A 24,005-nucleotide genomic window follows, 5' to 3' on the forward strand; every position below is an offset into this window, starting at 1 on the left:
ATATAGAGGGTGATTTCGCGCCCCTATTAGAAAGTATATAGATGCAGTTCTGGAAGGTGAAATGGATGCTCACCTGACAGAAAATATCAGATGTGTAACCGTTGTAACGGGAAGATGTAGAAACAGGTTCAGCTTCCATTGTGTGAAGTAGTCGTTTCCACTCTCAGTGACCGTTAATTCAAGTCTTGATCCCTAGTTCATCAAGAATTGTGAAACTATCTTGGCAGTAGGAGTTGCCGACCGTATAATTGGCCTGTATGCGACGGAAAACAGCAATTGTGAAATTAGGACTGGCTGGAAGAAATTCTCAAAAACCGTGTATTAGCAGGCACAATCAGATCTATTACGGAGCAATATTTCAGAAATAAAAGTATGTAAATCCCAGAAGATTGATTCTATCGACCCTATTATCTAGTTGAATGCATCCATTACAAGTAACGGATGGGCGTGGTTGCACAGTTATTCGTGCGATCTATGATGTTACTAGGTGTTGATCGGTAAGGACATAAATAACCGTATATGTTAAGAAATATGAAAATAAATTCCTGTGTCTGTGCGCTGCAGATTTCTAGAACCGTGGAGTTGAAATACGTCTACTAGGCTGTAAAAATCCCAATAAAAAACTGTTTATTCTGCATACTGTAACAAAAGTAGACCATACCCATTGACTAATTGTGTCACAAGCTAATAAAAACTTTGTAAACTAATTTAATTTATTGCAATTTTTACGCTCCAAGAGATGAAATCACCCGTCTCTTGGAGCTGAGCACTTCCCAACTGATAATTTTTTAGAGAAAAATAATGCGTGATACAATTTATTTTGCACTACCAGAATTTCGGGTTGTTTCCCGCTGTACAAGTAGAACTAATTGACTATCGTAATTCTACCAAAATGGCATGTCTATCATGAAAGAGGTAACGACCACCTTCTGTGTGAATGGATGTAGATAACCTTAAGATACTTCGTTCAAATCGACGTAGGACATTATTTCATTAAGATTTTGCATCTCATAAATAGCATTATGCCATATTTTTTTATTTTGAGGATCTGTTAAATCCGGATTCACACAGAGCGTAACAGCTCCTGATTGATATGCTAACTGATCATTATTAGAATTTCCAACAAATAAAATATTGCAGGTATTAATATCAAGTGCCTGGGCTACTTTTTCAACAAAATCACGCTTCCCGTCAAAATCGTATTTGGTGCCAATAATTCGTTTTAATCGGCCATTTTTATCAAATTCCATTCTATTGGCCTTAATCTCCTCAAATAAATGGACATTATTTTCCCCGATTACTTTAATAATCACATCACGTATTGAACCTGATGCAATAAATAAATGAATATTATTATCATTCATTTTTTTTAATGTCGGAATAGTTCCTTCTATCAGAGATATTTCATTGGCAACTTCAGATAATATCCTGTTTGTCATTCCTTTTTCTTGAAATTTCTCGCATGTTTTATTACACCATTCTTGATGGCTGAATTCATTTTGAGAAAATCGTTCATGCAACTCATTACAATCATTTACAGTGTATCCAAGTTTAAGCCATATTTTTTGCCATGTACTATATCTGTCATGGTTTTTTGTTAATGTACCATCAAAGTCAAATACTATTGCTTTAATTCCCGTATATTTTTGTTTGAGTTTTCCCTTGAAATAGTATGACAGCAAATACCCCATATAATCTTTCGAAGTGTTTTCTATTCTCAAAATACGGCGACCATTACAAATTACCCTTTCAATTTTCCTAATTTCATTCAAAGTGCATTCTGGAAATTCTGAGTGATCAAATTTTAGAGCAGATGCATTAAAAGATTCCAATTTTTTGAGTTTTATCTCTGAAATTCCTGTTTTTAAAGCAAGTTGCTGTGTTGTTATATTGTTTTCGAGTCTATAATAATATAATTTCAATGAATTTACTTTCACTCTATTGGAAGTTGATTTTGGTGTATTATTATTCTTTACTATTCCAGATAGAGCTGTTTTTGATTTGAAAATTTGCTTACATAAAGATACTGCTGCGGATGCAGCTAAAGGTTGATAATCGTCAGTCTTTCCCATTCCCCAGTCACAAATTCCCTTAACTACAATCCAATGTACATCTTCTCTTTCTGATGCAGCCCAAACGCCACTAGCCTCCATTTCATTGCCAATTGCATCTGGATATTCTTTGCTTAATTTAAGCGCCAATTCAGGATCATCAACCACAGAGCCTCCAGTTATGATAAGTCCCAAATGAACATTACATTTCCGATTGTTCTCGTCATAATATTGCCAATTCGTGCGGTTCTTGAATCTGTCGAACAATGGTATACTAGACATTGGTCGAACACTTCTGTTTATCTGACTGTTCGGGATAACTTTATTTTTATTATAATTTAGGATTGTTTGAGAGACTAAAACATCTCCCAAATGATGTTTTCCAGGTTTTAATCCCATCGCTACTCCAATAGCTACGACTACATTAATTTTCCATGTTTGAATTGTTTCATGTATAGTTAATGTAGCATCCATTGGCCCATCAATACCCATGCCAGATTGTACTACTACTGATGGATAAAGACCAAAAAGACCTAAATAATATGTCTGTTTTTTATAAACGACTTTATATTTTTTATTTGTTTTTGGAATGGATTTCAATGAAGATAATACAGCTTTTTTCTCTATTTCATTAACTACAGCCAATGCTATTAATGGCTTTATTGGTAATCTATTTAATTGGGAAAAATCAATTTCTTTAAAAGATGGTTCACATAATTTATCCCACTTTGCTTGGTTGAATATTTGCTTCATATGAGATATTATTTTGTATCGTATTATACTATATATTAATCAGAAGTCCTCACAAAGATACGAAAAATAATTAACGTGAGTTCGATATAAATTAAAACATCGTGAGTTGTCCGTCTTTGACAAAACGTACGTCAATGGCGGGCTTCTTTTCAAAGAAGCAGTATGCAGCTATGGCAGAGAGCGAGTTGGCAATAAAGTTATTGAAGGAACGGTGTCTGGAGTGTTCAATCTGGGCGATGTTCTTTAACTCGTCATTGACTGTTTCAATCAAAGCACGTTTTCTCAGCAGGATTTTGTCCGCTATGCTCATCAGGGAGTTCTTCATGTTGTTCTTCACTTTGGTTATCAACTGTATGCCGTTAAGAAATAGGTTCTCGAACAAGGTTTGCCCGATATACCCCTTGTCCGCACACAGTTTGCCCTTGATGTTCTTCAGGAACTTTGTCTGTTTCAGCGGTTCACGGTCATCCACATTTCCCGGAGTAAACATGAAATTGAGAATTTCACCCTTATCGTTGATGATCAGGTGAAGCTTAAACCCGAAGAACCATCCCATGGAGCATTTTCCACGTTCGGCGAGACCCTTAAAAGTCTTGTGAATCAATATGCGTTGGTTTCGGCATACACGCAGCGGTGTGGAATCCACAAAGCTGATACCGGTACAAGTACCCAACAGGACTTCCTTGATGAAAATGGTCAGCTGCAGCAGGACTTCCTTTTCCAGTTCTACAAAACGGTTATAGGACACACGTCTGGGAAAGAGATGCGTCAGATGTTTGCATACATATTCTTTGTAGTAATGCTTGAAACATCTGAAGCCTCCCGAGTGGAACAGGACTAGGATGACCATGATTTCCGCATCACTCATCCGGTTCGGCTTATTCCGATGCTTATGATTCTTGTCTTCAACCATATATTTTTCCTGTGTTTTGGCAAATTCCTTGCAAAAATCATCCGCCATACAAAAAATCTCCGTAACTTTAGCCTCTGAGAACATAGTGGTAGTCGCTTAAATGTTATAATTGAGCACTATAAATTTAATGCTTTTATCGCTATGTTCCTAATTTTCAAACTGATAATTTCAATCTTTATATCGAACTCACGTTAATTATTAACTAACAGATTATACTCTTATTAAAAAAACTCATATTTCAGACAAATCCAATTAGTTGCTTATCCGTGATACTATCCCCAAGATGGCCTTTGGACATGGTATGTAAGGAATTAATCATTTTCCAGGAAGCATGTTTAGTACGATATGATATCGTATGATACACGGCTATGTCACCAAAATGTAAGACGCTTTCTTCGAGCGAGGAGTTTCCCGACTACGGCGGTACCATCAAATTCGCCAATCACCTCATTCATAAAGGTGTGATGGTCTCAGCTATCCCGAACAGCAGAGAAGGTGGCGTCCTAATTTGTACTTACACCCTTTTTCAATATATCCATCTTCATGGATTCATCATCCGCTATGCCTACATGGTAAGTTCCTTTCATGCGTGCAATATTCTGCGGCTCATTGTCCGCATAGAAACTGTCATTGGTATGGCAGAAATGGAAGATTGGAATTCAAACAGAAACTTCTTCCTGACTATGGCGAATTGGAAGCCACTGGTTACGAACCTTCCTCCAGAATACGCCAACAGCTATCATAATAATCGTCAGGAATGACAATGACAAATAAGCGAGAATCGTTATCGATGTTGAAACCGCCACGTATACGGTGGACAAGTCTAAGATAGATGACGGATGAAGTAGTACAGAAGTTTAAGAACAATACGAAGGTCCAACTGGTCTTCGTCTCTGATAAAATTATACTCCGCAAAAGGGGATGAATATATCAATAATGAACTAAAAATATTACTCAAATAGAGCACAAAATACATCGATCACTTGTAAATTTCAGGCACTATAAAATATTTTGTGTAAATGGAAACAGGATGTTATATTATATCTGGATTCTGTTTCCAGAATAAAGCAATTATATTGGAATATGTTCGTTATTAATATTTTATTTTTATCAGTCGCCCGTTCCCTCTGCCGTCCATAGAAGTTAGTACAGACTCTATTGAAAGCGAAAAGGTCTGGCGGCTTTGCCGTTTCGGGCAGAATCTTCCTCTTTCAGAGCGTATTCAGCCCGAAAACCTTTTCCCTTTCACGTCTGTACAATGGACGCCGACGGCAGCGGAAACAAGCGACTGACGGAAAAGTCAGAAGAAAAAGAAAAAAGATAAAACAGCATATAGATTGGTTCAAATAGACTCCAATTCTATATGCTGTTATTTTATCATTTAGGAAGGCTGTTTTTTTAGAAATACAAATAAAATGGGCAGGCGGTCAACTGCGCTCCCTCCAGAAAAATCAAAATCCTTGCGTGTTCTTTGTGGGACGTTTGGGATATTAACTCCTTTTGTATCTGTACGCCTCCTTGTACCCTTTCATCAGAGTCTTTTCTATGTCGGAAGCCCGGTAGAGAATCTTGCCGCCTACCTGTGTGTAAGGCAGAATACCGTTGTTGCGGTAGTCCTGCAAGGTTCTCCGGCTCACTTTCAGCAGGAATGCCACTTCCTTGTCCGTCAGCAGTTCATCGCCATAGGCAGACGGTTGCCGTTTCTCCAACAACTTTTCGAGAAGGGCCAGCAGTCTGTCGAAATTCGAGTGGAATGCCTTTACCCACTCATGGTCCTTTTCTCTGATTTCATTACTCATACGCGTTTGATATTGGGTTATACATTATTCTTGAAACTCGTTCAAATGGTCTTGCCTTTCCAGCGGGCTTCCTTACGTTTCTCCTCCACATTTCCGACCACACGCTCTACATCGTCAGGACGATAATAAGTCCGGTTTCCGATTTTTGTAAAGGCCAGCGTCCCGTTATCCCTCAAGGTCTGCAGGGTTCTCGGACTGATACGCAACCTGCGGCAGACCTCGTGATTGTCCATCCATTCACTTGTTTCTTTTCCACCGTGTTCACGGCACAGACTTTCCACCCGCTGCACGAACCGATCCAGCTTGGCGGCAATCTCCTCGAAAGTCCTTTTTTCAAAGCTGATGATTTCCATTGTCTTCTTTATTTTCAGTTAAACATATATTCAAAAATCCGGAACAGAACAGGTCTTTTACAGCCGATATTCCATCATGTATCATCGTCCTATTCTCGGCTGTTTTCTCTGTTCCCACTGCAAATAAAAGCAGTAGAAATCACACTGCAATGGATTCTCAGACCGGTGACGATGCGTTGCCCGGAATGACATCATGTTACATATCAACTGCATACAATGAGCCTTCTTCATAAACAGAATTTGCTTGAACAATCCGGTATGTAGAAATCACCCCGGCAAATCACGGCAGGCAGCACCGACCGCCCAATCGGTATAGTGCACGAGGTTACATAATTGCCACGGTATCTCCATTTGCTTGATTCTGTTCACTATACACATTTCCTTTGCTCACGACAATGAGTCAAGGTGCGCACCGAGACCAGTGAGTAAACCGATTAAAATCAAAAAATGTATGGTAACAAAAAAGAAATTGACCAAAGAAGAATGGGAGGCTATGACAGGTACGGACATGTCACTCATACTCCCGTCAGATGGCAGCATTGAAACTGCCATAGAAGCATCCTTGAATGATACCGGGAAAGAGAAGTCAGAAGGAACGGTAGAACAGACCGACTCCACATCCGAGAACCTGCAAACGTCAACAGGAAAAGAGGAAGCAGTTCCAACGTCTCAGCGTCGTATAAGCTGCAGGCAGAGGAAGCTTTCTCTGGACGAATACCGGAAAACCTTTCTTCAGGTTCCGAGAATTGAAGACCGCAAGCCCGTGTTTGTTAGCGGCGAGGTACGTGACAGGCTGGACGAGTTTGTCCGCAGGTTGGGAGGACGCAAAATGAGCGTTTCCGGACTGCTTGAAAACATCGCCAGGCAGCATCTTGAAATCTACTCGGAAGACTTCGAGCAGTGGAGAAAGCTGTGACATTTTCAGGAATGACTGATTTGCTTACTGACTCCAGTCAGTACAGTATTCAGACAGTCAGTAGCCGACCGGAGGGAGTAACGGACAAAACTTCAGTTTTGGGAGTTAGCGAGGTTATCTTTCGGGCATCCCGAAAAACCTCGCTCCACTCCCGAAGAGTGGAGGCAATCCGCTCCCGGTGGTCGCAGATTATGAGAAAAAGAACTATCAAAAATCAAACAGAGAAAATATGAATGACAGAAAGAAAAACAGGCCGAGGGGACGCCCCAGAGTAAGCGGAGTGTGCAAACTCAGCAAAGCCGTTACAGTGAAATTCTCCAAGATAGACTATGAACGGTTGTGCCGACGCAGCAGACAGGCTAACCTCACGCTGGCGGAATTTCTCCGCACATCAGCCTTTGAGACGACGATAACGGCCAGGCACTCTGCCGAGGAGACTGCCGTCATACGCAGTCTTACGGGTATGGCGAACAACCTGAACCAGCTGACCCGTCTGTCCCATCAGGCCGGATTCCACCGTACCCAAAAGACGGTGACAGAACTCCTGCAGAAGCTCAAGGAGATTATTGTCCGGTACAGGCACGGAGAAAGGAGGCCGTCATGATTGGCAAGATCAAGAAAGGAAAATCCTTCGGCGGCTGTATCCGCTACGTGATGGGCAAGGACAACGCGGAAATCATTGACTCAGATGGTGTATTGCTGGGAAATATCCGGGAAATAACGGCCAGTTTCAACTACCAGTGTGAGCTTAATCCGAAGATAAAACAGCCTGTCGGGCACATCGCATTGAGCTTCAAGCCGGAGGACAAGGCATTGCTGACGGATGAGTTTATGGCTAAAATAGCCCGGGAATACATGGAGCTGATGGGGATAAAAAACACTCAGTTTATTCTGGTAAGACACCATAACACAGACAATCCGCACTGCCACCTGGTCTATAACCGCATCGGATATGACGGCAAAGTAATCTCTTCCCAAAGCGATTACAAGCGTAATGAAATCACCACGAAACTGCTTAAGGACAAGTACGGGCTGACGTATGCCGAGGACAAGGGCAAGACTAACGTGGAGAAACTTCATACCTCGGAGCGTGTGAAATACGAAATCTTCAATGCCGTCAAGGCGGCTTTGAAGCGCTCCGGAACATGGAAAGAGTTCAACGATTATCTGCTTCGCCGGGGCATCAGGCTGGAATTTGTAAAGCGTACCAGGGAGATAAAAAAGCCGGAGGACATACAGGGAATCCGGTTCACCAAGGACGGGCAGACCTTCAAGGCTTCACAGATCAGCCGGGAGTTCAGCTTTGCCAGACTGAATGCCCGACTGGGTTGGAAGACTTCTGAATCCCAACAGGAATCCGAACATAAGGTGCAGCAAAGGATACCGGACGAAGGTCATCTTCTCGAAAGTACGGGACCGGGACTGTTCAGTCCTACAAACGGCACCGCTCCCGAAGAGTCGTTGCCTCAGGAAGAACTTTTGCGCAGACGCCGGAAGAAGAGACAAAAAAGGAAAGGTTTCGGATTGTAGTCCGTCCTTTCCCATTCAAATTATTCATGAACATTAAAATTGCAGGAATATGAAATTGGAAGAATATATCGAGAGCATCTTCGGATGCCTGGAAAGAATCGAGAACAAAATCAACGGGTTGTCCGTTCCCTTGCCGGAAGGCAACAGCCCGACAGTTAATAATAAACAGGATGAGTCTGTGCTGAATGAAGTCCGGAAAGGTCATGAGACATTTTGCAAATTGTTGGCTCGCGTGTACGAAGGCCTTGCCGCCATCAAGAACGATATGGTTTCCATGGATAGGAAAAACTCGTCACAGGAAAGACTTGGGCAGGTCTTGTCGGAAATACATAATGAACAGCGGCAGAACCAGGAGAAAGTGAAAATCCTGTTTTGTGAGACCAATGACACAATCAGGAAGAATGCCGTTAAGACAAGCAACATCAACCATCATTTCAGTCTGAGCTTGGAATCCCCGTACATCATTGGGAGTTTTTCCGTGATGTTCGCGACAATCATGGCCCTGTCCGTGGCGCTCTATTTTTCGGCGAGAACAGATAACGCACAATCAGATAATGATCTGAAGTACCGTTATGTCAAGATGAAAGGAGAGGCTACCCCCGAGCAACTTGTGGAACTTGAGAACCTTTTTGGACCGAACCGGGATAACGAACGGATCGGACAGATGCGTGAGGACGTGGAAGCCTACGAGGAAGCGGTACGGAGACAGGCCACCCTGACCGAGCAGGCACGGCTGAAGGAACAGGCCGCGAGAGAACTGGACAGCAAGGCGAAGTCCATCAAGGACAGGTCTATTACGGACGAACCTAAAAAGTAAGCCCATGGCCAGTGTAAAAGTGAAATTCAGACCTTCCACCATAGAGGGAAAGGAAGGTACCATCTATTATCAGATTATCCAGAACCGTGTAATCCGTCAGTTAAAGACGGATTACCGGATATTTACGGATGAATGGAACGAAGCTGGAAGCTGTATCATTGTCGGCAGTTCGAGACGAAGCAATCTGCTCCTTTCCTTGCAGGAACGCATGGAATGGGACCTGAAACGGCTGGATATGATTATCCGCCAACTGGATAACCGGAAAGCCGGATATACGGCAGATGATATTGTCGCTTCTTTTCAAAGCAATAAAGAGGGACAGTCGCTTTTCAACTTCATGCAAGGCATCATAGCCCGTCTCAAACAGATGGGCAAGATACGTACGGCTGAAAATTATTCCTGTACTCTGAAAAGTTTTATGCAGTTCAGAGGAGACAGGGATATTCTGTTGTCTGAAATCGATTCGGATTTGATGCAGCTTTATGAAGCCTATCTTCATGGAAAAGGTGCCGTGCGGAATACCAGTTCATTCTATATGCGTATTCTTCGGGCAGTATATAATCGTGCCTTGGAAAAGGAACTGATGGAACAGCGCAATCCCTTCAGGCATGTCTATACGGGAGTGGACAAGACCGTCAAGCGTGCCGTTCCTTTATCTGCCATCAAGCGTATGAAGAGTCTGGACTTGTCCTTACAGCCTAATCTGGAATTTGCAAGGGACATGTTCCTGTTCAGCTTCTATACCCGTGGCATGTCGTTCATAGATATGGCTCACTTAAAAAAGAAAGATCTTCAGAACGGCTTCTTATCGTATCGCAGACGAAAGACCGGGCAGCAGCTGGTTGTCAGGTGGGAAAAATGTATGCAGGAGATTGTCGGCAAATACCCGGAAGACAGCCTCAGTCCTTATATTTTGCCGGTATTGAAATATCCTTTTAAGGATACGCACAAGCATTACAGGAGTGTCATGTCCGGAATAAACCGGAACCTGAAAGAAATAGCCAGATTGGCCGATATATCCGTTCCTCTAAGCATGTACTGTGCCCGTCATTCATGGGCAAGCGCGGCCAAAGGCAAAAACATTCCTATTTCTGTCATCAGTGAAGGAATGGGACATGATTCCGAGGCGACTACACAAATTTATCTGGCCTTATTGGATAACTCCGTAGTAGACAAAGCCAACGCACAAATTTTGAAAGGTCTGTAGGATTGGAGAACGTTTAGCAAAAGCATTCATTTCTTAGACAGAGGGACTCACTCTTGCGCAAAGTTATACATTTTATTGAAAATCCTGCAATTCCGGTCGTTGGATTTTCATCCGGAAGTCATTGAATTTCAACTGCAGTTTAGCAATCCTACATGTAATTCATCAGCAAATCAGCCTTATAGCCTGAAATCTCCCTCTGTCTAAGAGAGAATAAATTCATGTATTGTATTTTGTTTGGAGGGGCTTTGTATTAAATATAAAATTATGAGTACAAAGTTTTTTAATAATATACCGGGTAATACTCTTTTTGATAAGTTGAAAGGTATTGCGGCAGAGATGGTAACATTTGAACGCTTTTTAGCTGTTGTAGGCTTCTTTCGTTCATCTGGATATTTCAAGTTGCGTAAAGAATTAGGTGATATATCAGAAATCAAGATATTGGTAGGTATCAATATTGATGATATTTTCCGAAAGCATAACAAGGCTCTTTTGATGCTTGTTGATGAAGAAAAAGCAAAAGAAATCTATCACAACGGTTTCAAGGAGGATATTGTAAACGCTCAATACTCACCCGAAGTAGAGGAAGGCATATTGCAGATGTGTGAAGACCTTGTTTCCGGACGTTTGCAAATGCGTATTCATGCAACCAGAAATCTGCACGCTAAATTCTACTTATGCCTGCCACAAAACCATAGCGAGAATAGCGACGGTTGGGTAATAATGGGTTCTTCCAATATCTCTGATTCGGGTTTGGGGATCAAACAGCCGCCACAGTATGAACTCAATGTGGCAATGAAGGACTTTGATGATGTAAAGTATTGCTCAGATGAATTTTGGACTTTATGGAACGAGGCTGTTCCATTGACAGCAAAAGATATTGAAGAGTACAAAAAAAATACATACTTGGGCTATCAGCCTACTCCATACGAACTATACATCAAAGTACTTATTGATACATTTGGTGACCAAGTGGAAGATGACTTTTCCATTCAGTTACCCGATGGTGTCAAGGATTTGAAATATCAGAAAGATGCCGTTATTCAGGGGTATCAGATGCTGATGCAGCATAATGGTTTGTTCCTTGCTGATGTTGTGGGGTTAGGAAAGACTATGATTGCAACGATGATAGCCAAACGTTTTGTAGAGGCTAACGGTAAAAATACCAATATCCTCGTTGTATATCCCCCGGCATTGGAAGATAACTGGCGAAATACATTCAAACTTTTCGGAATATACAAGAAAACTCAATTCATTACTAATGGCAGTCTGTCAAAGGTTCTTGAAAGTAAAGACAATTACAAGGACAAAGAGGAATTTGATTTAATCATTGTCGATGAAGCCCATGGTTTCCGTAGCGATAGTTCTGGCAAATATGATGAGTTGCAAAAGATATGCAAATCCCCCTGCCTGAATATTGGCTTGCTGAAAAGCACTCAAAAGAAGGTAATGCTTCTTTCTGCTACACCGCTCAACAACCGCCCTGATGATTTACAGAATCAGTTACTATTGTTCCAAAATAGCCAAAACTGTACCATTGACGGAGTTCCCAACCTCAAAGGTTTCTTTGCTCCGCTTATCTATGAATATAAGAGATTGATGCGAGAGCGTGACCAGCGTGATGTTACTGCTGAGGTGGATAAAATCTATGAGCAGATACGTAGTAAGGTTATTGATAAGGTAACAGTACGCCGTACACGCAACAATATACTCAACGATCCCGATTATAAGGCAGATATTAAATCACAGAGTATCATATTCCCAAATATTCTGCCACCGAATGAATTGGAGTATGTAATGGGCTCAGATACAAGCAACCGCTTCTATGAGACGCTTAAGCAATTGACTGATGGAAAAACGGATGAAAATCCAGAAGGCAAGGGACTGACCTATGCCCGCTATCGTGCTGTTGAGTTTTTGAAACCTGAATATCGTAGCAAGTATAAGAATGCTGTACATATTGGTCAGACATTGGCTGCCATTTACCGTGTTCATATGGTAAAGAGATTGGAGAGTAGTTTCTATGCTTTCAAGAAGTCGCTTCGAACACTTCTTCGTATTACAACTGATATGATTAAGATGTTCGATGAGGACAAGGTGATCATCGCCCCCGATTTGAAGGTGAAAGACCTGCAAGCAAAGAATATGGAACTTGATGAAATTATCGAGTATGCCATTGCAAAAGGATATGCAACTGAAGATATTCTCTTTCCAGCCAATGCTTTTAGTTCTGATTTTCTTGAAATGCTCCATCATGATCGTGAGATATTGGAGCAACTCAATGCAGATTGGGCGAAAGAGAATGATGATCCGAAGTTTGACAAGTTCCGAGAAAACCTTACTAATGTCTTTTTTGATACGACCATCAATCCATCTGGCAAATTGGTGTTGTTCTCTGAAAGTGTCGATACATTGAATTACTTATATGATAGATTGACAAAAGAGATAGGTCGCACAGATGTTTTGATGGTAACAGCAAGCAACCGCAACCGTTTGGGACAGACTATCAAAGAGAATTTCGATGCCAATTTTGACAGTAATTCAATGAGGTACAACATCATTATTACTTCTGATGTATTGGCCGAAGGTGTGAACTTGCATCGTTCCAATGTAATTGTCAATTACGATTCGCCTTGGAATGCCACACGTTTAATGCAGCGTATAGGTCGTGTAAACCGTATCGGTTCTGTTGCTACGAATATCTATAACTATATGTTCTACCCATCGCAACAGGGCGACAAGGAAATTCAACTCTATAAAAACGCTCTTGTTAAATTACAGGGTTTTCACTCTGCATTTGGCGAAGATGCTCAAATCTACTCAAAGGAAGAAATTGTAAAGGAGTTCCAAATGTTTGACAACAATGTAAAGGACAGTATCGATAAGAAAATTGCCCTATTGCGTGAAGTGCGTGAGCTCTATAACAGAGACCGTAAACTATATCACAAGATCAAGGCTTTGCCAATGAAGAGCAGAGTAATGCGTGATACGGGAAAGCATTGTGGAAAGTCAGTCATCTTTGTTTCTTCCAATGTCAAGACCGAGTTTTATCTGGCTACTCAAACTGGTATTGAAATTATTGACTTCCTAGAAGCAGTAAAGTATCTCAAAGCAAGGCCCGAAGAACAACCATCACAATTTACTAATGAGAAACAACACTACAAGCATGTCAATAGTGCATTGGCTCAATATACAACCGATTATGTAGAGGCTGCAGATACATCATCTATCAATCGCACAGACCTTGACAAGACTTCGCTTGAAGCTAGTAAATTCCTGCGGACCATTAAGCAAATAACAACTGACTGTGAGCTGAAATCGAAATGCGATGTACTGATGGGATACATCAATGAAGGTATATATGCCCAACTTCCCCGCTATCTGAAGGCTTTATCACGAGAGTACAAAAACGACCGCTCTAAAATGAAGCAGGACGAATATAGCTTGCAAAACAAAATATCGGAATTACTTGGAGAGTATCAGACGATGGACAAAGAACAACGCCATGATGCCCAAGATATTTCTAATCCTCAAATCATTATATCAGAATCATTTAAGTAAATATTTTTATGGCAGCTACATATACACCGGATATTTTGAGAAAACTATTCCAATCATCTTTCAATCTGACTCAGTGGTACACTTTCCTACAATATTTTTTCAATGCAACCGAATTGAAAGAAGGACCAGAAAAGATCATTGGAAGCACCTCTGATAATGGTTACTATTTGGGAAATATAGATACTACAGACAGTTATCGTATCGGTTTATTTCATTACAATATTACAAAAGGCTCGGTCGCAAACAGGCGTGTAGGGCTACGCAATCTTGTAAAGTCATTCATTAATCCGGCTTGGGGTGAGTTTGATGCCGCATTGGTGGTATTTGATAGTGGCGACCATTGGCGTTTGTCATTTATTTGTGATATCAAGGGAGAAGCGACATCGCCTAAACGATATACATACGTTTTTGGTAGTGATGATTTACTATACAGAACGCCTATTGAGCGTTTCAACTTCTTAAAGAAAAAAGGTATTTCATTTGAAAATTTGAAAACTGCATTCTCTGTTGAAGCTCTTTCTGATGAGTTCTTTGACAGATATCGCGAGCAATACGCCGACTTTATCCAATATATTACAGGTAAGCGTTTTGTTAAGGTGGGCAGTAAGTGGGAAGAGAAAAGACTTAGTGAGCCCAATGCTGCATTGATGGGAGCGTTTGACTACAACGAAAAGAAAATCCGTGATTACGTAAAGAAGATGATGGGGCGCATCACCTTCCTTCATTTCTTGCAACGCAAAGGTTGGATGTGTGGCGACCTCAACTATATGCAAAATATGTTTGAGAACTCACTGTACAAGAATGATTATCTCGACTCAGTGCTTGAACCGTTGTTCTTCGGTATCTTGAACACTAAACCTGCCGAGCGTGAAGCCCTGTTTGCCGATTACGATTGGGATAAATCGCTACTTAATGAATGGAAAGATATTCCATACCTAAATGGTGGTTTATTTGAGCGTGATAAGGAAGACGAACCCGAAAGTCGTTTCCCAGCTGATTATTTCAAACGTTTGTTCCAATTCTTCAGTGAATACAACTTTACCATTGACGAGAATGACCCTAACGATGCCGAAGTGGGAGTAGATCCAGAAATGTTGGGTAAAATCTTCGAAAACTTGCTTGAAGACAACAAGGATAAAGGAGCATTCTACACACCGAAAGAGATTGTACGTTATATGTGTCAGGAGTCACTTATTGCCTACCTCGAAACCAATACAAGTATAGCAAAAGACAAGATTCGTCAATTCGTACTTTCACCAGAAGAGGGAGTTAAGGATATTCCAGAGAATAAGAAACCGAAACTTCTTTCAGCACTTGAAAATGTTAAGATTTGTGATCCTGCTATTGGTTCGGGAGCATTTCCTATGGGTTTGCTCAATGAACTGTTGCATTGTCGTGAGGTTTTGAGTGGCGACCATTATGATCGTGCCGAAATCAAAAAGAGCATTATCCAAAACAATATCTATGGTGTAGATATTGAGAAAGGTGCAGTAGATATAGCCCGTTTGCGATTCTGGCTCTCTATCGTTGTTGATGAAGAGACACCATCGCCATTGCCCAATCTCGACTATAAGATTATGCAAGGTAACTCGCTAATTGAGAGTTTTATCGGGGTGGATTTAAGTAAACTCACTTACGAAAAAGAATACAAGAAAGACAAAGGAGAGATTTCTCTCTTCGATGATGAAAAAAATCGCTTGCAAAAGACTGTATCGCATCTACTATCTTCGTACTACTCTTGTAACGACCACAATAGAAAGGTGAAGTTACAACAAGAAATTTCCGATACTATCAACAAACAGTTGGAGGCACAGGCATACGACCCAACTATTCTTGCCAGACTCAAAGATATCAATCTTGCCGAGAATAACAAATTCTTTCTTTGGCATACTTGGTTTAGCGATGTTTTCAATCGTGATGACGATAAAAATGGTTTTGATATTGTAATTGGCAATCCTCCGTATTTTTTATATCAAGAATCACATGTTGGAGAGATTGCAGATTTACGTAGTGATAAAGATTATACGATTGCATTTGGGGGTAAATTAAATGCCTACAAACTCTTTATCGCAAATGCTGTAAAAAAACTCCTATCTACAAATGGCATAAATTGTTTTATCTTCCAAAATTCTTTTTAGGTAGATAGACAGGCTGCTAATTTGAGAAAGTATATCCTCAAGAATGACAAGATTATCAAAATTGATTCGTTCCCTGAACGAGATAGTAAGAAAAAGCGTGTTTTTGAGAGTGTAAAGATGAGCGTGTGTATATCATTAATACAAAATACTAAAGTCGATAGTGATTATGTATTCCCTGTATTTGTATGGGACGACAAGCATAAATCATCAGGATTGAGTACTTCTTTCTCTCTTAATGACATTATAGCAATTGATAATATTGATTATACAATACCACGTTTGAGACCTGAATACAAAACAACAGTCATTAAGTTATTGAAGAAAAAAGGAATATCATTGAAATGTATAGAGGGTGAGTTAAATGTAACATTTCACAAAAAATTCTTTGGCTCAAATATTAGTAACCCAGTTATATTGAAGGGAGCTTCAATACAACGATACTATTATACTCATCATATGAGCCAAGGTCAAATAGACTATCTCGAAGAAGAAAAATATTTGTTAGAATATGGGAATACTGAGAAATCTGCCCATCACAAATATGAAAGAATTGCAATGCAAGGAATGACAGGTGCTAATGACAAGATTAGACTTGTAATGTCTATTGTGCCTCAAGGATATTATTTGGCTAATTCATGCAATTATATATTGCCATCACACTTAATAGACCTATATTGCTTATTGGGATTCTTAAACTCTAAAACCATAAATTGGTTTTTTAGATGTTTCAGCACTAATAGTAATGTCAATGGCTATGAGGTTGATAATTTCCCTATTCCACAGTTGTCCCCAAATGCTCAAGCGACGATTTCAGAATTGGTTAAAAAGGTTATTGATGCTAAACGAACAAACAGCTCAACTGATACTTCTGCAATAGAAAAGCAGATTGATGAGCTTGTTTATCAAGCTTATGAATTATCAAAGGATGATATAAAAATCATTGAACAATAATTAAATAGCAAAAGAGCGATCTGATTTCTCAAGGTCGCTCTTTCGTTTAATATGTGTAATCTATGAATCCTATACTAATTAGATAGTCTGCAATATCATTCATATTCCTTTTCTGTAGTTCTTTAATTAAAATATGTGGTGGAGGCCAATTACTCATATATGGGTTACTACATGGACCTGTGTAAAGTCCGCCACCGGGACCTGTGTAAAGTCCACCACCGGAACCTGTGTAAAGTCCGCCACCGGGACCTGTGTAAAGTCCGCCACCAGGACCTGTGTAGAGTCCGCCACCAGGACCTGTATAAAGTCCACCACCGGGACCTGTGTAGAGTCCGCCACCAGGACCTGTGTAGAGTCCGCCACCAGGACCTGTATAAAGTCCACCACCAGGACCTGTGTAGAGTCCGCCACCAGGACCTGTATAAAGTCCACCACCAGGACCTATGTATCTATCTCTTGGCCATTTGTTCATATTCTATCACTTATGAAGTTCTTTTCTATCTATCCAAAAAGCATTATCTGGCTTTATTATTAGAATATCAACAGGACCTCCAACTGTCTTCGTCCGTTGTTGAAATTTCATTGTATCTATAGTGGTTTGAATTGCATATTTTGCAAAATCAATAGCATCTTGTATTGTAAAATGATTAAATGGAATAGGATAATCCGTTAAAGCATTACCACTCTGCGTATACATTGTAGTCAATACTCTACTAAGTACATCTATTTCGCCATCCCATATTGCTCCCTGAATATCTGTATTAATAGATTCTATTTTATCTATAGCGGTAAAAATTCTATATAATTTTTGTTCATATGTTTTTCCTGTGTTTATATAACCTCCAATGATAAAATCTGTATCTATTGTTTGGCATAATGCTTTGAAATATGGAATTATTTTATCTTTAATTTCATCAACAGATTCATCTTTATGTTCATTGATAAAACTTTCTATATAACCTGCGATGGGTTTGTTGTTGATACTTGCTTGACCACATGTCGAAATACCAACTCCCTTTGGAGTTAGGAATGTCTTATATGAAGAGTCACTATAATGAACTCCGTTATTTTGGACTATTGTTCCATCTTGCTTATGAATAGTAGTACTGAATGTTGTTCTACTATCACTGGCCATAACAATACCTTCGCCTAAATGTAATGCTATAATTAATGACATCCTATTAATATTTTATCAACACAAAGATACAATTTTATTACCTGACAAAGAAATAATTACATAGGAATCTCTATTTTTGTAGGAAATAAATTATTCGGCAAATGTATCTATCTGAGCTAAAACTTTGGAATTTTAGAAAATTTAGTAAAAATGACGGAACAATAGAATTTGATTCGCCACATTTGGTAGTTCCTTTTAAGAAAGGAATTAATATCTTAATCGGAGAAAATGATTCAGGAAAAACAGCAATAATTGACGCTATTAAATTGGTTTTACGTACTCATGCTATTGAGTGGATACGTGTTGAAGAAAAAGATTTTCATGAAGCTACAGACTCTATGAGAATTGAACTTGTTATTAGTGATATGTCTGAAAACGAGGCATCCATTTTTACAGAATGGTTAAGTTGGGATAATAAAACATCTAAGCCATATCTTCGCTTAATATACGCTGCAAATATTATTAATGGACAGATTATTCCTGGAGATGTCTCGGCTGGACCTGATGCAAATGGTAAAGTTTTGGCTTTTCAAGCTCGTGAATACCTTAAAACTGTATATTTAAAAGCATTGAGAGATGCAAGTATAGAATTAACTGCAAAGAAGAGTTCTAGAGTTTCACAGATTTTACAAGGTCATAATTTATTTAAAGAGGAACCTGGACAAGAACATCCATTTGTGACATATGTTAAATCAGCAAACAGAAGCATTAATAGTTGGTTTAATGATGAGCTACAAGCATTAGGAAAAGATGGTTTACCAATTCTTGGGACAAGTAATAAGGAGCAAATAAAAGATAAGATAGATTCATTTTTACATGCTTTTATTAATTCTAATATAAATAGCAGTCTTACAATTACGGAACCTAAAATACGTAATATACTAGAAACTATTTCTATTGTTATAGAATTCGCACAAAATATGGGGCTAGGCACTATGAATAGGCTATATATGGCGACAGAACTGCTTCACTTAAATAAAGAGTGGGATGGTCTAAAATTATGTTTAATAGAAGAACTAGAAGCACATTTACATCCTCAAGCGCAAATGAAAGTTATTTCTGCTTTACAATGTCAGAAAGTACAATTCATCATGTCAACTCATAGTCCAAATATTGCATCTAAGATAAAAATTTCGGATAAAGAAAACACAAACATTATTCTATGTTATGATTCTGACGTGTATCCATTGAATACTGATACGACCAGACTTGATGAAGATGACTGTATATTCCTTGATCATTTTTTAGATGTAACAAAATCAAATTTGTTTTTTGCAAAAGGAGTTATTATTGTTGAAGGTTGGGCAGAAGAATTATTGATACCTGTAATTGCCAATAAGTTAGGATATAATCTTACCAATAAAGAAATTTCAATTGTTAATGTTGGTTCTACTGCATATATAAGATATGCTAATATTTTTATAAGGACTGACGGAAAGATATTAAATATGCCAATAAGTATAGTAACAGATCTCGATGTCAGTCCGGAAAAAATAAAAAAAGAAGAGGTAGAGCTTGATACAATTGAATATTCAGAAATCAGTCACGAAGTGGAGTTGGAAAAGTCTAAGAAAATTTTAGATAGTCTTGCTTTGCCCGATGAATCAAATGTCAAAATTCTCATTTCTCCACATTGGACTTTAGAGTGGTGTTTATATCTTTCCAGCACATTAAATGAATGTTTTAAGGAGTGTGTATCTAAAGTCCATTCTAAAACTGAAGGTTTTAAAAAAAATAAAGCTGGGAAATATGATGAAGAAAAATTCAAAACTACATTAATAAAGAAACTTAAAGATCGAACTTTAGATAAAGTAGCTATTGCTCATGAATTATGTCAGCAAATATGTTCGTTGGACACCTTAGCCATACCTGAAGATGATAGTATATATTATTTAGTGGAAGCAATTAAACATGTATCTAAAGTATGAGAAGAATTGATGATAATCTAATTAGTAGTGTACAAGACTTCCTTTTACCTAAAGGGTGTAATTTTGATGATGAACGTCGGAACTTTATAAAAGAGCTTTCATCCTGTGATTTGTTAGCTGTACCTGGGAGTGGCAAAACGACTGCTTTAATAGCAAAACTTTGTTGTATGGCTGAAAATCTTGAAATAGGAGATGCAATATTAGTTTTATCTCATACGAACACTGCTGTTGAAGAAATCCGAAAACATCTTTCCAAAAAAGCTGCGAAACTGTTTGAATATCCTCATAATGTATCGACGATTCAAGAATTTGTAGATAAATTTCTCGCAATTCCATATTATGAAAACAAGTATAAGAGAGGAATAGAAATTATCGACAAGGATAGATATGATGCTGAAATACAGCGAATTTTAAGTAGATGTTGGGATCGAAGGATTCTGTATTGCAAACACCAATTTGACTTTACATCAGTACGATTCATCAGTTCCTTTGGAGAACCAAGGATTGGATTGGGAATTGAAGGAAGTGATATATCCTATAAAATTCCAACTACATGGAGAGGAAATGAAGATTTTAATAAACAATATGTTTGCAATTGGTTGTTAAAGGCAAAAAATGAGATTTTAGAAAAAGGAATATTGCATTATGATGATTGCTATTATTTAGCTGAGGAATACATAAAAGAGTATCCAGAGATAAAGAGTGTATTGCAAAAACGTTTTAAATATATTCTTATTGATGAAACGCAAGATATGCAGCTGCATCAATTAAACCTTATTGATAAATTATTTTATTCAGATAATTGCATCTTACAAAGAATAGGTGATCCTAACCAATCAATTTATAATGCTGTAACAGATACTTGTGATTGGCTTCCTAGAAATCCCATGTATATTAATAATTCTCTGAGATTATCCAAAGAGATTGCAGACGTTGTAAATCCGTTCACTCTTATAACTGGTGATGATGGAACAGGTAAAGCTAGATTTGTTGTAAATGGAAAAAATGTATTAGATTCTCCAATACTTCCTACGTTATTATTATTTAATGAAGAGACAATGCCATTATTGAAAGGTAAATTTAAGGATTTGATAGAAAGAAATAATCTTCAGAATACAATTAATGGGAAAAAGTATGGGTTTCATATAATCGGGTGGAATGCAAAGATTTCAGAACCGGAATTTAACATAGAAAAATTACGGTTAGATAATATATTTCCAAACACAACTAAAGTCACTACAAGTAAGACATACGATACAATCTCTGAGTTTCTTCAATTTAGTGAAAATGAGACGATTAGCCAATGCCAAAAAACTGTCTTCGCAATACTATGTCATATTTTACGACTGTCTGGTGTAGTTGATGTAAATGGACGTAATTTTACAATAAAGACACTGCTCAAACAATATAAAAATAACGAACTGATAATATTAAACCAGACGGTTTTTAAGATATCTGTAGCGATAAAGCAAAATGATTTTGAAACTGCATATAAGTTATTGAAACAGGTCGTTGATAGTGATTTAAAATCAAAATTTGAACTTCAACAGAATGCATATGTAGATAATTTTATTGGAAATACTTTTGTGAAGTATAACAACGAAGAAAAAGAGGAAGAAGATTCAATCCCAATAAAAATAGGAACAGTGCATTCTGTAAAAGGAATGACTCATTGTGCAACAATGTATGTAGAAACTTTTTTTCATAACTATGAATGTAAACATTTAATAAAGAAACAGAATAGAGGAGGATTTCAACCTAGTCCATTCTTCAAAGATATAGTTGACAAAAAATCTTCAAGAGCAAAACAAGCTATGAAAATGTTATATGTTGGAATGTCACGGCCGACACATCTATTATGCTATGCTAGTTTAAAAATGAATTGGAGTAGCGATGCTTTGAAGAAGATGAGAGAAAGTGGTTGGGAAATTATTGATTTGACAATATAATTTGTACCTTTGCATTTAACAGGTGTTCTTTTGATTAATGCAAGACGAAGCAAATTACAGAACTTTGCTCGTTTCCAAATCGTTACCTATTTTATAAAGGTATTCGTATAAACTGCTTATTTTCAGCGAATAGGATAAAAGATGATGCCTAAAGCAGTGGAATGAAATCCGCTTTTCTATTCCGCATTTCTTCGCCACCTCCTTAATGCGCTTGTTTATAGACGAGTATGCACCCATATTGAACAGCCGTTTGTCAGTTCTGAACGGCTCATAACGCTTGATTATCTGCATTGGGATGTCCATTAGTTTGATACGGAACGGTACGCCTGTCTTTTGGCGTTTTGACACAATCCACTTGGCTCCGTTCATTTCCACAAGATTGTCTGTCGTAAGGTTCTTTATATCAATGAACGAGATACCCGTCCAACACCCGAAGATGAAAAGGTCACGGGCAAACTCATCGTTGAGAGTATCCAATTTTACAGTGCTAATAATCCGCAGCTCCTTTTCTGTCAGATACTCGCGTTCCTTATAGTCAGGGTCAACATGGTACAGCGCAAACGGATTTCTCGGTATCTTGCCGTGATAGTGTGCCGTTGTGACAATGTGCTTCAACGGTGTGGAGTATATCCACACGGACGATTGCGCCAGCCCGACCTCGTTTCGCAGGTACAGACAGAAGTCACGGATGAAGTCCTCCGTCAATTCGTTCATCGCCATGTCCGCACGTTTGTATTGTTTCTTTATGAACTCTGCAACATATTTGCGGACAATAAGATGTTTGTTGTAGGTGTTGATGGAGCGGTCTTTACCCACCCGTTTGGCAAAAGCCTCGTTCTCCTTGTCAAAGGCACGCAACAATGTTTCGTACTCCGTGCCGATGCCTTGGTAGGCGTTACGTACCATTTCTGCCGTGACAAACGCCTCACGGTCGGAAAGCCGCTGGTAATGCTTCGTTATCTGTGCCTTGATGTTGTCAAGGGCATAATTTACAGCCATTGCCTCGCGGCTCTTTCCCTTGGCCTTGTTGCCCTTGGCATCCCAAAGTTCCTTTGAGATGCTTTGTTTGCAACTGAACTGCGCGATAGTCCCGTTGATTGTAACCCGTCCCATGATGGGGACAATTCCGTTCTTCTCCTTGCTTCCGTTTACATAAAAAATGGTCTTGAATGTACTCCTCATAATCCTTGCTTTTTGTTTGGTGCAAAATTAGTTTACGGGAGTTGTAAAGGCAGAATGTAAACCTACGCAGAACGCAGAAATAGAGACCGTTAGTGTTAAATGTGCATTCGGTGTCGGGTAATGATTTGGAAATGCATCTTTTGCTGCAATTCGCCCAAATCCGTTTTTCTGTCCTTGCGCCATTTTGTGCCAATTATAGCCAAATCAACTGACAGTCAGTGAGATTGCTCAAATTTTCTCTTACTTGCTTTTAATCCTACTATTTGCAATCAAAATCTTATTTCATGTAAAAATAAAAAAATTGTACTATATATACAATTTTACTACAATTTTTACTACATTTGCCTTACAAATTTGAAAGCAAATCACAATAAGGATTATTCCGTTGTGAAAACATGTGAGAGGGGGAGCATTCGCTCCTCGTCTTTTTTATACCCTTCGCTCCCGCTTGAAGTAAAAATCACCTACCCCGCTCCCCCACAACAAAAAAACATTTTGCATCGAATACAAGGTGATCCAGTGCATCGGAGGCTTGGGTAACCCGCCCATGCCACCTCGCACGTGATGCGGGGCCCAGGCAGATGTCGCTGGTGGTATTCCTCTCCCAGGTATTCCTGAATTCCGCATCGGGGTGCGGAATGACCGAAGAGCAAAGCCGTCCGGCCTATGGAAGAAAGCGATGAGAAGAATGACGGAGAGGGACGAATAAGGAGAAAAGATAGAAAGGTCGCAAAATCCCGCCTTTATCGGGCAGGAGCGGGCTAGCCGGGAGGAGGGAACGGG

At 39.1% G+C, this 24,005-nt stretch carries 18 protein-coding genes and 1 pseudogene; 12 read left to right on the plus strand and 7 right to left on the minus strand.

The features are described from left to right. Positions 1–5: 5 nt before the first annotated feature. A pseudogene (locus BARVI_RS13695) lies at positions 6–482 on the plus strand (transposase); the annotation flags it as partial. A gap of 471 nt (positions 483–953) precedes the next feature. On the opposite strand, the gene BARVI_RS02475 reads toward BARVI_RS13695, so the two are convergent. Together BARVI_RS02475 and BARVI_RS02480 are read right to left on the minus strand one after the other, a co-directional pair. Next, positions 954–2,804: a phosphorylase family protein gene (locus BARVI_RS02475; protein ID WP_025277709.1), complete on the minus strand. Its 1,851-nt coding sequence runs from the start codon at positions 2,802–2,804 to the stop codon at positions 954–956. 91 nt (positions 2,805–2,895) lie between these two features. Then, positions 2,896–3,801, minus strand: coding sequence for an IS982 family transposase (locus BARVI_RS02480; protein ID WP_025277710.1), 906 nt, complete (start codon positions 3,799–3,801; stop codon positions 2,896–2,898). A 284-nt stretch (positions 3,802–4,085) separates the two neighbouring features. On the opposite strand from BARVI_RS02480, the gene BARVI_RS02485 reads away from it, so the two are divergent. After that, complete coding sequence (locus BARVI_RS02485; RefSeq protein WP_025277711.1) at positions 4,086–4,478, plus strand: hypothetical protein; 393 nt, start codon at positions 4,086–4,088, stop codon at positions 4,476–4,478. 729 nt (positions 4,479–5,207) lie between these two features. On the opposite strand, the gene BARVI_RS02490 is transcribed toward BARVI_RS02485, so the two are convergent. Both BARVI_RS02490 and BARVI_RS02495 read right to left on the minus strand, forming a co-directional pair. Continuing rightward, on the minus strand, positions 5,208–5,516 hold the full coding sequence (locus BARVI_RS02490; protein ID WP_025277712.1) for a helix-turn-helix domain-containing protein: 309 nt from the start codon (positions 5,514–5,516) through the stop codon (positions 5,208–5,210). A gap of 41 nt (positions 5,517–5,557) precedes the next feature. Continuing rightward, positions 5,558–5,869, minus strand: a complete 312-nt coding sequence (locus BARVI_RS02495) for a helix-turn-helix domain-containing protein (protein ID WP_025277713.1) — start codon at positions 5,867–5,869, stop codon at positions 5,558–5,560. 451 nt (positions 5,870–6,320) lie between these two features. On the opposite strand from BARVI_RS02495, the gene BARVI_RS02500 reads away from it, so the two are divergent. From BARVI_RS02500 to BARVI_RS12870, 8 genes are all read left to right on the plus strand, one after another. Further along, positions 6,321–6,785: a DUF3408 domain-containing protein gene (locus BARVI_RS02500; protein WP_025277714.1), complete on the plus strand. Its 465-nt coding sequence runs from the start codon at positions 6,321–6,323 to the stop codon at positions 6,783–6,785. A 229-nt stretch (positions 6,786–7,014) separates the two neighbouring features. Beyond that, positions 7,015–7,389 carry a plasmid mobilization protein gene (locus tag BARVI_RS02505; protein ID WP_025277715.1) on the plus strand — a complete coding sequence of 125 codons (375 nt, stop codon included), beginning with the start codon at positions 7,015–7,017 and terminating at the stop codon, positions 7,387–7,389. Next, positions 7,386–8,315: a relaxase/mobilization nuclease domain-containing protein gene (locus BARVI_RS02510; RefSeq protein ID WP_025277716.1), complete on the plus strand. Its 930-nt coding sequence runs from the start codon at positions 7,386–7,388 to the stop codon at positions 8,313–8,315. Before BARVI_RS02505 ends, BARVI_RS02510 begins: the two co-directional genes overlap by 4 nt. 49 nt (positions 8,316–8,364) lie before the next feature. Then, positions 8,365–9,132, plus strand: a complete 768-nt coding sequence (locus BARVI_RS02515; protein ID WP_025277717.1) for a hypothetical protein — start codon at positions 8,365–8,367, stop codon at positions 9,130–9,132. Positions 9,133–9,136: 4 nt separating this feature from the next. Further along, a complete protein-coding gene (locus tag BARVI_RS02520) occupies positions 9,137–10,339 on the plus strand; it encodes a site-specific integrase (protein WP_025277718.1) in 1,203 nt (400 codons plus the stop codon). A 264-nt stretch (positions 10,340–10,603) separates the two neighbouring features. Further along, positions 10,604–13,897, plus strand: a complete 3,294-nt coding sequence (locus BARVI_RS02525; RefSeq protein WP_025277719.1) for a helicase-related protein — start codon at positions 10,604–10,606, stop codon at positions 13,895–13,897. Positions 13,898–13,905: 8 nt separating this feature from the next. Next, positions 13,906–16,035 carry an Eco57I restriction-modification methylase domain-containing protein gene (locus tag BARVI_RS02530; protein ID WP_025277720.1) on the plus strand — a complete coding sequence of 710 codons (2,130 nt, stop codon included), beginning with the start codon at positions 13,906–13,908 and terminating at the stop codon, positions 16,033–16,035. A 21-nt stretch (positions 16,036–16,056) separates the two neighbouring features. Then, the gene (locus BARVI_RS12870; protein WP_025277721.1) at positions 16,057–16,986 is read left to right on the plus strand and encodes a hypothetical protein; all 930 of its coding nucleotides are present in this window, start codon (positions 16,057–16,059) and stop codon (positions 16,984–16,986) included. A gap of 46 nt (positions 16,987–17,032) precedes the next feature. Here BARVI_RS12870 and BARVI_RS02535 read toward each other — a convergent pair whose 3' ends face one another. Both BARVI_RS02535 and BARVI_RS02540 read right to left on the minus strand, forming a co-directional pair. Continuing rightward, on the minus strand, positions 17,033–17,458 hold the full coding sequence (locus BARVI_RS02535) for a hypothetical protein (protein ID WP_084546963.1): 426 nt from the start codon (positions 17,456–17,458) through the stop codon (positions 17,033–17,035). 6 nt (positions 17,459–17,464) lie between these two features. After that, on the minus strand, positions 17,465–18,163 hold the full coding sequence (locus BARVI_RS02540) for a hypothetical protein (RefSeq protein ID WP_025277723.1): 699 nt from the start codon (positions 18,161–18,163) through the stop codon (positions 17,465–17,467). A gap of 101 nt (positions 18,164–18,264) precedes the next feature. Here BARVI_RS02540 and BARVI_RS02545 point away from each other — a divergent pair, with 101 nt between their 5' ends. Then, positions 18,265–20,091, plus strand: a complete 1,827-nt coding sequence (locus BARVI_RS02545) for an ATP-dependent nuclease (RefSeq protein WP_025277724.1) — start codon at positions 18,265–18,267, stop codon at positions 20,089–20,091. Beyond that, complete coding sequence (locus BARVI_RS02550; protein WP_032533599.1) at positions 20,088–22,040, plus strand: UvrD-helicase domain-containing protein; 1,953 nt, start codon at positions 20,088–20,090, stop codon at positions 22,038–22,040. Before BARVI_RS02545 ends, BARVI_RS02550 begins: the two co-directional genes overlap by 4 nt. A gap of 54 nt (positions 22,041–22,094) precedes the next feature. Here the strand turns inward: BARVI_RS02550 and BARVI_RS02555 are convergent, their stop codons facing one another. Further along, positions 22,095–23,222: a site-specific integrase gene (locus BARVI_RS02555; RefSeq protein WP_025277726.1), complete on the minus strand. Its 1,128-nt coding sequence runs from the start codon at positions 23,220–23,222 to the stop codon at positions 22,095–22,097. Positions 23,223–24,005 lie beyond the last annotated feature (783 nt).

The organism is Barnesiella viscericola DSM 18177 (assembly GCF_000512915.1).
In the GTDB taxonomy this organism is placed as follows: domain Bacteria; phylum Bacteroidota; class Bacteroidia; order Bacteroidales; family Barnesiellaceae; genus Barnesiella; species Barnesiella viscericola.

Excerpts from the sequence above, each read along its gene's own strand:
- BARVI_RS02475 (WP_025277709.1), bottom strand. The coding sequence starts at position 2,804 with ATGAAGCAAATATTCAACCAAGCAAAGTGGGATAAATTATGTGAACCA.
- BARVI_RS02480 (WP_025277710.1), bottom strand. The coding sequence starts at position 3,801 with ATGTTCTCAGAGGCTAAAGTTACGGAGATTTTTTGTATGGCGGATGAT.
- BARVI_RS02485 (WP_025277711.1), top strand. The coding sequence starts at position 4,086 with ATGTCACCAAAATGTAAGACGCTTTCTTCGAGCGAGGAGTTTCCCGAC.
- BARVI_RS02490 (WP_025277712.1), bottom strand. The coding sequence starts at position 5,516 with ATGAGTAATGAAATCAGAGAAAAGGACCATGAGTGGGTAAAGGCATTC.
- BARVI_RS02495 (WP_025277713.1), bottom strand. The coding sequence starts at position 5,869 with ATGGAAATCATCAGCTTTGAAAAAAGGACTTTCGAGGAGATTGCCGCC.
- BARVI_RS02500 (WP_025277714.1), top strand. The coding sequence starts at position 6,321 with ATGGTAACAAAAAAGAAATTGACCAAAGAAGAATGGGAGGCTATGACA.
- BARVI_RS02505 (WP_025277715.1), top strand. The coding sequence starts at position 7,015 with ATGAATGACAGAAAGAAAAACAGGCCGAGGGGACGCCCCAGAGTAAGC.
- BARVI_RS02510 (WP_025277716.1), top strand. The coding sequence starts at position 7,386 with ATGATTGGCAAGATCAAGAAAGGAAAATCCTTCGGCGGCTGTATCCGC.
- BARVI_RS02515 (WP_025277717.1), top strand. The coding sequence starts at position 8,365 with ATGAAATTGGAAGAATATATCGAGAGCATCTTCGGATGCCTGGAAAGA.
- BARVI_RS02520 (WP_025277718.1), top strand. The coding sequence starts at position 9,137 with ATGGCCAGTGTAAAAGTGAAATTCAGACCTTCCACCATAGAGGGAAAG.
- BARVI_RS02525 (WP_025277719.1), top strand. The coding sequence starts at position 10,604 with ATGAGTACAAAGTTTTTTAATAATATACCGGGTAATACTCTTTTTGAT.
- BARVI_RS02530 (WP_025277720.1), top strand. The coding sequence starts at position 13,906 with ATGGCAGCTACATATACACCGGATATTTTGAGAAAACTATTCCAATCA.
- BARVI_RS02535 (WP_084546963.1), bottom strand. The coding sequence starts at position 17,458 with ATGAACAAATGGCCAAGAGATAGATACATAGGTCCTGGTGGTGGACTT.
- BARVI_RS02540 (WP_025277723.1), bottom strand. The coding sequence starts at position 18,163 with ATGTCATTAATTATAGCATTACATTTAGGCGAAGGTATTGTTATGGCC.
- BARVI_RS02545 (WP_025277724.1), top strand. The coding sequence starts at position 18,265 with ATGTATCTATCTGAGCTAAAACTTTGGAATTTTAGAAAATTTAGTAAA.
- BARVI_RS02550 (WP_032533599.1), top strand. The coding sequence starts at position 20,088 with ATGAGAAGAATTGATGATAATCTAATTAGTAGTGTACAAGACTTCCTT.
- BARVI_RS02555 (WP_025277726.1), bottom strand. The coding sequence starts at position 23,222 with ATGAGGAGTACATTCAAGACCATTTTTTATGTAAACGGAAGCAAGGAG.